The organism is Aureimonas ureilytica DSM 18598 = NBRC 106430 (assembly GCF_000382705.1).
Classification (GTDB): domain Bacteria; phylum Pseudomonadota; class Alphaproteobacteria; order Rhizobiales; family Rhizobiaceae; genus Aureimonas; species Aureimonas ureilytica.
Window position 1 is genome coordinate 1 of sequence record NZ_ARQE01000030.1, and the last position, 10373, is coordinate 10373.

Genomic DNA, 10373 nt, shown 5'->3' on the forward strand with positions numbered 1-10373 from the left:
ATTAACGGACGATAAACGGGATATCGGCTTTCGATAGTCCGATAAAAGAAGAAAAGGGCGCCACCGACAGGCAGCACCCTTTCCAAAATAGCGAAGCAAAGATCAACGAACCCTGAGGCCGGCACCACCCGCTTAGTCGAACGTCTTTGCCACCGCGATCAAGGAGAGGGAGGAGGGCCACATGGACCAAACCTCTCCTAGGTCGACTACGCTCACCACAAGCGCAGAAGCGACTTTGACGATCACCACCCTCAAAGTCAACCGCCATGAGGAGAACACATGCCCAACATCGCTGGGTATTCGCTGGGCGATATCGTCCCAAAAGCCGGAGATCAGCAGGCGAGCAAGGCTCGCAAGCCTCCGGTCGCAACCGAGCGGACCGTTGTCCGTCACGTCACGTCGGTTAGCGGTGGAGGCCATATGCACTGCCACCGTCACGCAATTTCCCTTCCCCGCATCGAAATGATCGACGGAGCTTTCGCATGAGCGATATCAACGATTTCGCAGAGTTCGAAGACGATTTCCAATATGGGGACTGGGTTGAAAGCAAGCTCAACACGGACGTCTTCGGCATCGTCATCGGCGGCGACATGCACGGGCTTATCTACACTGTGCAGCTTGCTGGATCGAACGCAGTCGTCGCGCTTCATGGCGTAACGTTGCGCCGGATCGACGACGCGGATGAAACGCCGCATGACAGCGATGATCTGATCACCGCCGACAACGTCATCGACTTTACGAAAGCACGCGATCTGCGCAAGCAAACGCCTAAGGGAGCAGCATAATGGCTGCTATCCAGCTGGGCGATCGGGTCCAAATCCTAAACCAACCCGAAATGGGCGCGGGTACTGTTGTCGAGTTGAGCGGGACTTGCATTCTTGTCGGTTTCGACAATTGGTTTAAAGGACACAATGGCACTAGAGGCCAGCTGAAAAATAATAACGGCTGGTACTATACTGCTGATAGGCTCATCCCCGACGCCGCCACGGCAGAGAATTGGGACTTTGACCCGCGCGAAAAGCTGGCTTCTTTCGTCATCGCTATCGATACGTCTGAGGCCATCGATAACGTAGATCGCCTGCTGGCGAAGCTGCAGGAAATCGAGACGCTTACCAAGCGTCTTGGCATCAAGCTCGCCGCCTAAATCACCGCAACCCCAATCACCACGAAGCCCTGTTGCGCGTCGTCGCAACAGGGAGAGGAGAAGCAATGTTTGGATCAAGGCAGGCCACGCGGCCTAATATCGAAAGTCCATATGCCACCGCCCTTACGCGGACTGGCAAGGTGGACATGCTCAATCGGAAGCCATTCCGCACTAAGGCGCAAAAGAATGACGCCCGCGCTTCCGCAGTGAAAGAGAAGGATGGCGTTTTCCGGTCTTCTGCTCCGGTCTCCTTTCATTCAGCCGGGCGCCGGAGGGAAGCATGAACTGGGCGCGCGCATTTCATGATTTGGCGGGTGATTTGGCTATCGGGGCGATCGTCTTGGCCATTTTCGCATGGTTGGTCGTGCTGCCGACCGTTGGCCTGCTTTTCGTATCGGGGGTGATTCGATGAGTAACCTTCCGAGCGGCTGGCGCTTCCCTCCCGATTACCAAGACCCTGTTGATGATGGCTATCGCCCATCGGCCAGGCCCGCCGTACTCGCATTCATCACCACGGCAATCATCTGTCTTGCGGCTTATGGGCTGCTTCGCCTGATCGCAGGATAATAGAGGCTGACATGGCAATTTCGCTTGGATCACTGACGAGCACACGCAACACGAAACCGCCAATCGGCGTGCTCTACGGCATTCACGGCGTTGGCAAGACCCGCTTGGCGTCGGAATTCCCAGACCCCTACTACCTCCCCACGATTGGGGAGGAGCCTCCGGAGGGCGTTGAGATGCCCTCGCCGGGAACGGCAGAGAGCCTCGATGAGGTGCTAGACGTAATTCAGTGGCTCCTCACCGAAGAGCATGATCGAAAGACGCTGATTGTCGATAGTCTCGATGGGCTCGAGCCTCTCGTATGGGCGCATACCTGCGGCCAGAACGGCTGGAATTCCATTGAGGATGCGGGCTTCGGCAAGGGCTATGTCGCAGCCGACGCGGTTTGGCGTGAGTTCATCGGCGGGGTTCAGGCTCTGCGGGATTCTGGGGTCGGCGTCATTCTGATCGCCCATACCGAGATCACTCGCTTCGACAGTCCCACTTCCGATCCCTATAGCCGGTACGGCATCAAGCTGCACAAGCGAGCGTCAGCGCTCATCCAAGAGGCGGCGCAGTTCGTGGGCTTTATGAACTTCCGCCACTCCCTGAAAGAGAAGGAGGTGGGCTTCAACAAAAAAGTGTCGCACGCCGAGGGTTCGGGGGAGCGACAGGTCCACTTGGAAGAGCGTCCCGGCTTCCTCGCGAAGTCTCGGTACGAAACGCCAGCATCGCTGTCCTACAAGGTTGGGCAAGGCTATGCGGCGCTCGCCAAGTTCCTGCCTGGGGCGGAAAACTGATGATCGCGGGCATTGATGATGCCATGGGTTATCTGACCGACGGTGGGCTGGGGGAGGTCTTCGGCCTTGCCGACATCTACCGGCAGATGGGAGAGCCCAAGGTTCAGCTAGACAGCGATATGGCTATGGCGCTCTGCGTCCTCGCCAACGAAGGACTTGAGGCCCGAAAAACCAAACTGGCCGTCGAGTAGTCCACTTCACGGGCGGGCATAATCACCACAGAGGAAAAACACATGGCTTCTCTCGGCAAGCGCTTTGACGCGACCGAACACGACACAACGCAGTCGGATTATTCCGAGCTCCCGAATGGCGTCTACAAGATTGAAATTGAGGCGTCGGACGTCACGCCGACAAAGGACGGACGGGGAACGCTGCTCAAGACGACCATGATTGTCGTTGAGCCGGAGGCCTATGCGGGCCGCAAGATCTTCAACAACTACAATCTGGAGAACCCGAACGCTCAGGCCCAAGAGATCGGACAGAAGCAGTTCGCCTCGCTCTGCCGAGCCGTGGGGGTGTCTGACTGTGAAGACAGCGAAGATCTGCATTTCAAGGCATTTACGGTAAAGATCGGCTTGGGCAAGCCGTCCAAGGATGGCCAATACCCGGCGCGCGCGGAGATCAAGCGATACTTCTTCGAGGACGAGGGAGATGTTCCGGAGCCTGCCGTGGATGAAGTGCAGCCCAAGGCGCCGGCCAACGATAACCGCGCAGCTTCGCGGCCTGCGTCGACCTCATCCAAGCCGACTGCCGCGCCTGGCAGCCGGCCTTGGGGGAGGAAGTAACAATCACAAGGCTGCCCGCTTCACCACGGCGGGCGGCTTTCCAACCACATTTGAGGAGAAACACATGCGCATTTCATTGCCGCAGGCCGACCTGGTGCGTGCGCTTTCAGCCGTCACTCGCGTCGTAGAAGCTCGCAACACAATTCCCATTCTCTCAAACGTTCTGTTGAGCGTGGCCGACAGTCGCATGACCGTGAAGGGCAGCGATCTGACTATCGAAGCTTCATCGTCGGTGTCTGTTCTGGATGCTGTTGATGGCGCTGTGACGGTTGAGGCGAAGGTTCTCGCCGATATCGCAAAGCGCGCATCCGGCGATGTGTCCCTTGTGCTTGAGGATGAGGCATTGGTCGTGAAATTCGGCCGCAGCCGGTTCAAGCTGAAAACACTGCCTGCCGAGGATTTTCCCGATATCAGCGCCGGATCGTTCGAGCATACGTTCGAGATCGATCTCGCCTCGCTGCTTTCTCAGGTGGAGTTCGCCCAATCGTCAGAAGAGACGCGCTATTACTTGAACGGTGTATACTTCCACACCTACGATGATCATATCGTGGTCGTCGCCACCGACGGTCATCGATTGGCACGGTTCGTGGGGCCGGAGAGCCAGCCATTCGATGGCGTGATTCTTCCTCGTAAGCTCGTCAGCATCGTGCCGAAGGGCAAGATCAAGGTAGAGCTTTCTAACGACCGGATCCGCCTGACGGACAACGCAAGCACGATCACGTCAAAACTTATCGACGGCACGTTCCCGGACTATCGACGCGTGGTCCCGATGGAGAACGATCTCAAAGTCGTCGTGGATCGCGATGCGCTAGCTGCCGCTACGGATCGGGTGGCTATCGTCCAGCCAGACAAGGGCAAAGGCGTTCGCCTCGTCGCAGACAATGACAATCTCAAGGTTAGCTACCGCGACGACGCAAGTGAGGACGTTGCGGCCTCTTGGGATGGCACAGAGCCTCTCGAGATTGGGGTCAACGGTTCGTACCTTTCGACAGCCGTTCGGGTCTTTTCGTCCGGAAAGGTGACGCTCGAAGTGCGTGATCAGATGAGCCCAATTCGGATCACCGGTCAGACCGACGGTCTGGACATGGTCCTGATGCCGATGAGGGCTGTCTAATGACGATCGTTACCGTGACCGCGGAAGTCGATCTTGAGGAGGTTATCATGGCCGACCCGGCAGAAACTGTCCTGAAGGTGTTCGGTCGCCTTGGCTTACCTCTCTATCAAAAGGAGGCTGCCATTGAGGCGATTGGGCATATCCGTCGCGGCGATCTCGTGGACGCTATCACCATTCTGGAGCGCACCTTCCTTCCAAAATGGAGTGATAAAAGCGACGCTGAGGCGGCGTTCAAAGCGCATGGAGGTGCGGCATGAACACCGCACGTCTCGTCGCCATCACGAAGCCGCTCGTTGCTGAGTGCAAGACGGCCGAAGAGTTCATCGTTTTTGCTGCTCGCGTCTCAAACCCTGGCAACCAGGCCAACCGAGAGACTGACGCCCGGCTACTGGCCTACCTCATCCGCAACAAGCATTGGTCTCCGTTCGAGATGGTATCGGCCACACTGGAGGTGATCACCACGCGTGACACCGCTCGTCAAATGCTTCGCCACCGCTCGTTTTCCTTCCAAGAGTTCAGCCAACGCTACGCCGAAGTCGAAGGCGAGTTTGTCGAGCGCGAGGCGCGGATGCAGGATCCGACCAACCGTCAGAACAGCACGCCGGATGCGCCAGAATGGGTCGCTGAGAAGTGGCGCATGATGCAGGCAAACGTCATGCATCATGCCAAGGGAGCCTACGATGCCGCGATCGCCGCCGGAATCGCGAAGGAGCAGGCCCGCGCCGTTCTGCCTGAGGGGCTGACGCCCTCCACCCTGTACATGCAGGGCTCTTTCCGCTCTTGGCTCCACTACCTTGAGCAGCGCGAGGCAGAGGGCACGCAGAAGGAGCATCGCGAGGTTGCCAAGGCGATCCGGTCCGAGCTCGCAGCTGCCGCCCCGCTGATCTTCGGAGCCGTCTAATGGCCCCGCTCCCGAAGGCTGAGGCATCAACCGTACGCGCCATCTACGGCGCGTACGAAGCTCAAAACAAGCCCCGTGACGGGCGTTCTATCTCAGTGAGCACACTCGCTGAGGAATGTGAGCGAAAGCTCTTCTATGACTTCCGCTGGGTATCTGAGAACGAAACGCCGCAAGGCCGAACACTCCGTATCTTCGAGAGCGGCAACATTGAAGAAGATCGCTGGGTCGAGAACCTGCGAATGATCGGATGTGAGGTTGTCGATCGGGATGAGAATGGCCGGCAGATCATGGTGGAGGCATGCGACGGACATGTCCGAGGATATCTCGATAGTGAGATCCTCGGTTTGCCTGAAGCGCCGAAGACGATCCACGTCGGAGAAATGAAATCGCACAACCTCAAGAGCTTCACATCGCTTTTGAAGGATGGTGTGCGCATTGCCAAGCCGCTGCATTACGGACAGCTCCAGACCTACATGTACCGCCGCGGTCGGTCTCGAGGCATATATCTAGCCGTCTGTAAGGACGACGATCGGCTTTATGCCGAACGAATGGAGCTTGATACGGAATACGTCCTGCGCCTTCTCGCGCGGGCTGATCGTATCATCAAGTCCAACGATCCGCCTTCGAAGCTGCATGAAGACCCAGAGGCCAAGATGGCTTTTGCGTGCCAGTGGTGCCGCCACAGGCCAGTCTGCCACCATAACGCATGGTCGCGAGCAAACTGCCGCACATGCCTTTTCGCTTCTCCAGAGGGCGGCGGGTCGTGGTCGTGTGCACGGTTCCACAAACCCCTCTCCATTGATGAGCAGCAGGCAGGGTGCCCCGCGCACCTGTTCCTGCCTGGCCTGGTGCCGGGCGAGCAGATCGACAGCGACGAGGAGAGTGAGACCGTGACCTACAAGCTGGCGAACGGCGAGATTTGGATTGATGGCGCAAATGACAAGACCGTCGCAGCCTGACAACGACAACCGACCCGCTGCATTTGATGCCGCCCTCGTGGCTTATCTGCCCGGCATGCGGAAGCTTGCCTATACGCTTGTGGGAAACAAGGCAGACGATCTTGTTCAAGACACTGCTGTGGCGGCTCTTCGCCGTCACGGTAGCTTCCGTGAAGGTGGCGGATTTCGAGTTTGGGTCAGCCTCATCATGCGATCGATCGCGGCTGGGGAACGCAAGAAATACAGGCCCCACTTCGTCGACGGATTTCAGTTCACGCTGCTTCGGAATGGACCTTCGCAGGAAATCGAATCCGACATGCGGACGATCGGCAATCACCTCCATGACGCCGGCGGCCAGATCATCCTGAGACGCGCTCATGGGGAGGAGTTGAAGGACATCGCGGTCAGCCTCGGCGTCAGCAAGAACAGGGCGTCCCTGCATGAAGCGAGGGCGCGTGCCGCACTTATCGAAAGGTTCGGGGATTATGCTGCAGCTTAGGAGCTATCAGGCCGAAGCCGAAGATGCGGTGTTTGATTACTGGCTGGCTGAGCCGGGAAATCCGCTAGTCGATCTCGCCACAGGCTGTGGCAAGTCGCTATTGATGGCATCCGCTATCAAGCGACTGGCGCAAGGCTGGCCAGACATGCGGATCCTCGTCGCCACCCACGTCGCAGAGCTGATCGAACAGAACTACCTCGAACTAATTGGCATCTGGCCATTCGCGCCGGCGGGCATCTTTTCGGCCGGCCTGGGGCGGAGGGATGCTCGCAGTCAAATCGTTTTCGCTGGCATTCAGACCGTCCACAACAAGGCGGAGATCATCGGACACATCGACGTCCTGATGGTTGATGAGTGCCACCTGATCCCCACCAAGAGCAATACGATGTACCGAAAGTTCATCGACGCTCTGCGCGCGATCAATCCTGACCTCAAGATTTTGGGCCTCACAGCCACGCCGTATCGCCTTGATAGCGGGCGGCTTGATGAAGGTCATGATCGGCTATTCGATCGCGTGGTGCACACCTACGGAGTGGGTGAGGGGATCCGTGACGGATACCTGGCCCCCCTGACCAGCAAGCCGACGGCAACGGAATATGATGTGCGTGGCGTCGGGCGGTTGGGCGGGGACTACAAGCAAGGCGCGCTTGAGGCAGCCGTTAATACGAATGAACTCAACGGCGCCGTCGTGTCGGAGATCATCGCCAAAGGGCGAGATAGGCGTTCGTGGCTTTGCTTTTGTGCGGGCGTTTCGGCCGCACAAGATATGCGAGACGAGTTCCGCAAGCGGGGCATCACCTGCGAAACTGTGACGGGGGATACGCCGAAGGAGGAGCGCCGGCGCATTCTGGAGGACTTCAAGTCCTACAAGCTGCAGTGCGTAACGAACAATTCCGTGCTTACCACGGGCTTCAATCACAAGGGGGTGGATCTCATCGCCTTCTGTCGCCCAACGCTCTCAGTGGCCCTCTATGTCCAAATGGCGGGCCGTGGAACGCGTCCGATCTATGCGTCTGGCATGCCGCTATCCACCAAAGAGGAAAGGCTTGCAGCCATCGCCGCAGGCCCAAAGCCCAACTGCTTGGTTTTGGACTTTGCCAAGCTTGTGGACCGGCACGGCCCTGTCGATATGGTCGAACCGCGAGCTCCTGGAAAGGGAGAAGGCGAGGCGCCGATCAAAATTTGCCCCCAGGAAGCCGACTCGCGCGGACTGATCGGCTGCGGAGAGAAGGTGCACATCAGCAAGATGACGTGCCCTTGCTGTGGTTACGAGTTCCCTCCTAACGAGGAAGAAAAGCTTACGCGAACTGCCGCTGACGTGCCGATCCTGTCAACGGCTTCAGCTGAGTGGCGGCAGGTCAATTCGCGTCGCTTTCACTATCATGAAGGCAAGGCCGGCAAGCCGGACAGCGTGAAGGCTGCGTACATGGTCGGGCTGAAATCGATCAATGAATGGCTGTGTCCCGCCCATGCGGGATATCCCAAATCGAAAGCCGATCGATACTGGATGAAGCACGGAGGTCAACGTCCCTTCCCGAAAACGCCCTTGGAGTGGCTGGAGAGACAGTCCGAGCTGCAGGGAACGCTGGAAGTCTCCGTCAAGCCGGCCGGGAAATATTGGGAGATTATTGATCACCGGCCTGGTGGAGTGAACGACAATGCGCCGCCTGTGAGAACGGCAACGAAAAAAACCGTCAACGGATGGGATACGGAAGACGATATACCTTTCTAAATCGTTTCCGATAGCCTATAGTCATTTCCAAGCCGAAGAGGGGATGGACGATGGAGAGGTTCACGATTTACGCGACTGTCGCAATGGACGGCACAAAAGCCGTGCAAATTGATCAGGGTGACACACGAAAAGCGCGACGCATTGAAGGCGACAGGGCTCACGCTCAAAAGCGAATCGACGATTACCAGACTGCCGTGTGTGACACGCTTCAGGATGTTCGGTCCTGCCTCGTCGCCAATTTCGGGATCGGCTTCCTGAGTATCGCGCGAAAGCGCATCGCACAGCTGCAAAAGGCCGCTGCGGCCTGACCAACTGCCCGCCTAGACCACCAATCTGGCGGATCACCACTACAGAGGAGAAGCAACATGACCGATGCGAAGAAGGCATCATATTTTCGTTCATTCCCGAAGAAGCCGCGCGATGGAGAAGTCGTGGGTGGCGGGTTCTTCGTCTTCCGTCGCGGCGATGGCACCGGGCGCATCCGTCCGTGCATGTGGCCCTACGAACACCCGTCCCTTGATAGCGCGCAGCGGGAAGCTGAGCGCCTCGCGCAGGAGTTCGGCGGGCGGTTCGATGTGTTCGGTCACGTGACGAGCGCAGAGGTGCAGGCATGACCAACCCCCAGTATCTTGCCTATGACGTTACCGTCCTCGAGCGCGAGTTCGCAGACCTCATCGCCGCCTTTCCTGAGTTGGCCGAGGACGAGGGATTGCGTGCGGACACCATCGAGGGTGAGACAAACGCGCATCGCGTGCTCTCGCGCATTGTTGCGATCGAGCGCGATGCAGACAGCATGTCGAAGGCAATCGCTGAGCGGAAGAAGGACTTGGACGCGCGGAAAGCGCGCCAAGATCGCCGCAAGGAGGCAATGCGCTCCCTCCTGTTTCGGTTGTTGAAGGCCAGCGACCTGCCAAAGGTGACGCTTCCTGAGGCTACGGTGTCGATCGGGAAGAAGGCCGCAACGGTGGAAATCATCGACGAGACGGCGATCCCGAAGCGCTTCATGCGAGTTAAGTCAGAGCCGGATAGGGCAGCGATCAAGGAAGCGCTGGACGCGGGCAAGTCAGTGAAGGGCGCGCAACTCGGCTTGCCTGGCGAAACGCTTACGGTGAGGGCGGTTTGATGCGCGGCTTTGCCAGCATCGGCTTGGTCCGGCCAAAGACGCGCGGCAACGTCGGTGCCGTCATCCGTGCGGCGCATTGCTATGGTGCCGCCATGGTCGCCATTGAGGGGCCGCGTTGCGAGGTTGTCGAGTCGACAGACACGCAAAAGGGCTATCGTCACCTTCCCATTATCCGCGGCGAGGACATGCGATCCATGGTGCCCTATGGCGCCGTTCCCGTTGCCGTCGACCTTGTGGACGATGCGGAGTCCCTCTTCGCGTTCCAGCATCCGGCACAAGCCTTTTACGTGTTCGGGCCAGAGGACGGCACGCTAGGCCGCAAGCATCTAGAATGGTGCCCGCGCCGCGTCATGATCCCGATGCGCGGTTGCTCGAACCTCGCCGCGACGGTCAATGTCATCCTCTATGACCGGGCCGCGAAGGCAAACCGAATGGAACGGGGAATCTCCTACGCCAACCTAGAAGCAGCATAACCAACCCGCACGTCGCCACCACCGACGTGCGGGTAACTACCACACTGAGGAGAAGAACATGACCATAGCGCCTAAAGCGCTAGGGGACGCCTATGCTGCGTTCCTTGCTAGGAAAGCGATCGTCGACCCGCCAACTGGCATCAAACATGCGCTCGAAATCTCGAGCCATCTTTTTCCGTTTCAACGGGACATCGTATCGTGGGCGCTCCGTCGTGGGCGTGCGGCTCTTTTTGCCGGAACGGGCCTTGGCAAGAGCCTGATGGAGCTGGCGTGGTCTGACGCCATTCATCGCTCTACCGGGCGCAACGTCCTGCTTTTTGC

The 10373-nt window shown here is 58.4% G+C and carries 16 protein-coding genes and 1 pseudogene; all 17 read left to right on the forward strand.

What is annotated here, in order from left to right; translation table 11 throughout:
* The first annotated feature begins 482 nt into the window (after window positions 1-482).
* Window positions 483-785 carry a hypothetical protein gene (locus B146_RS0124000; protein ID WP_019999022.1) on the forward strand — a complete coding sequence of 101 codons (303 nt, stop codon included), beginning with the start codon at window positions 483-485 and terminating at the stop codon, window positions 783-785.
* Window positions 785-1144, forward strand: a complete 360-nt coding sequence (locus B146_RS0124005; RefSeq protein ID WP_019999023.1) for a hypothetical protein — start codon at window positions 785-787, stop codon at window positions 1142-1144. The genes B146_RS0124000 and B146_RS0124005 overlap by 1 nt, the downstream gene beginning before the upstream one ends.
* A gap of 280 nt (window positions 1145-1424) precedes the next feature.
* Window positions 1425-1556 carry a hypothetical protein gene (locus B146_RS30145; RefSeq protein ID WP_019999024.1) on the forward strand — a complete coding sequence of 44 codons (132 nt, stop codon included), beginning with the start codon at window positions 1425-1427 and terminating at the stop codon, window positions 1554-1556.
* A 166-nt stretch (window positions 1557-1722) separates the two neighbouring features.
* Entirely contained in the window at window positions 1723-2487 is a 765-nt protein-coding gene (locus tag B146_RS0124015) for an ATP-binding protein (RefSeq protein ID WP_019999025.1), read from the forward strand.
* A complete protein-coding gene (locus B146_RS0124020) occupies window positions 2487-2678 on the forward strand; it encodes a hypothetical protein (RefSeq protein WP_019999026.1) in 192 nt (63 codons plus the stop codon). Before B146_RS0124015 ends, B146_RS0124020 begins: the two co-directional genes overlap by 1 nt.
* Before the next feature lie 42 nt (window positions 2679-2720).
* Window positions 2721-3272, forward strand: coding sequence for a DUF669 domain-containing protein (locus B146_RS0124025; protein ID WP_019999027.1), 552 nt, complete (start codon window positions 2721-2723; stop codon window positions 3270-3272).
* A 64-nt stretch (window positions 3273-3336) separates the two neighbouring features.
* The gene (gene dnaN / locus B146_RS0124030; RefSeq protein ID WP_019999028.1) at window positions 3337-4386 is read left to right on the forward strand and encodes a DNA polymerase III subunit beta; all 1050 of its coding nucleotides are present in this window, start codon (window positions 3337-3339) and stop codon (window positions 4384-4386) included.
* Complete coding sequence (locus B146_RS0124035) at window positions 4386-4643, forward strand: hypothetical protein (protein ID WP_019999029.1); 258 nt, start codon at window positions 4386-4388, stop codon at window positions 4641-4643. The genes dnaN and B146_RS0124035 overlap by 1 nt, the downstream gene beginning before the upstream one ends.
* Entirely contained in the window at window positions 4640-5287 is a 648-nt protein-coding gene (gene thyX, locus B146_RS0124040; RefSeq protein ID WP_019999030.1) for an FAD-dependent thymidylate synthase, read from the forward strand. Before B146_RS0124035 ends, thyX begins: the two co-directional genes overlap by 4 nt.
* Window positions 5287-6246: a hypothetical protein gene (locus tag B146_RS0124045; protein ID WP_019999031.1), complete on the forward strand. Its 960-nt coding sequence runs from the start codon at window positions 5287-5289 to the stop codon at window positions 6244-6246. Before thyX ends, B146_RS0124045 begins: the two co-directional genes overlap by 1 nt.
* The gene (locus tag B146_RS28780) at window positions 6215-6724 is read left to right on the forward strand and encodes an RNA polymerase sigma factor (protein ID WP_081631128.1); all 510 of its coding nucleotides are present in this window, start codon (window positions 6215-6217) and stop codon (window positions 6722-6724) included. The genes B146_RS0124045 and B146_RS28780 overlap by 32 nt, the downstream gene beginning before the upstream one ends.
* Entirely contained in the window at window positions 6711-8456 is a 1746-nt protein-coding gene (locus tag B146_RS27350) for a DEAD/DEAH box helicase (RefSeq protein WP_019999033.1), read from the forward strand. Before B146_RS28780 ends, B146_RS27350 begins: the two co-directional genes overlap by 14 nt.
* Window positions 8457-8506: 50 nt before the next feature.
* Window positions 8507-8764: a hypothetical protein gene (locus tag B146_RS0124055; protein ID WP_019999034.1), complete on the forward strand. Its 258-nt coding sequence runs from the start codon at window positions 8507-8509 to the stop codon at window positions 8762-8764.
* A gap of 57 nt (window positions 8765-8821) precedes the next feature.
* Window positions 8822-9070 (forward strand): hypothetical protein, encoded by a 249-nt coding sequence (locus tag B146_RS27355; RefSeq protein ID WP_019999035.1) that lies wholly within the window; start codon window positions 8822-8824, stop codon window positions 9068-9070.
* Window positions 9067-9579: a siphovirus Gp157 family protein gene (locus B146_RS0124065; protein ID WP_019999036.1), complete on the forward strand. Its 513-nt coding sequence runs from the start codon at window positions 9067-9069 to the stop codon at window positions 9577-9579. Before B146_RS27355 ends, B146_RS0124065 begins: the two co-directional genes overlap by 4 nt.
* Complete coding sequence (locus tag B146_RS0124070) at window positions 9579-10052, forward strand: TrmH family RNA methyltransferase (RefSeq protein WP_019999037.1); 474 nt, start codon at window positions 9579-9581, stop codon at window positions 10050-10052. Before B146_RS0124065 ends, B146_RS0124070 begins: the two co-directional genes overlap by 1 nt.
* A 58-nt stretch (window positions 10053-10110) precedes the next feature.
* Window positions 10111-10373: pseudogene (locus B146_RS29305) on the forward strand (helicase); the annotation flags it as partial.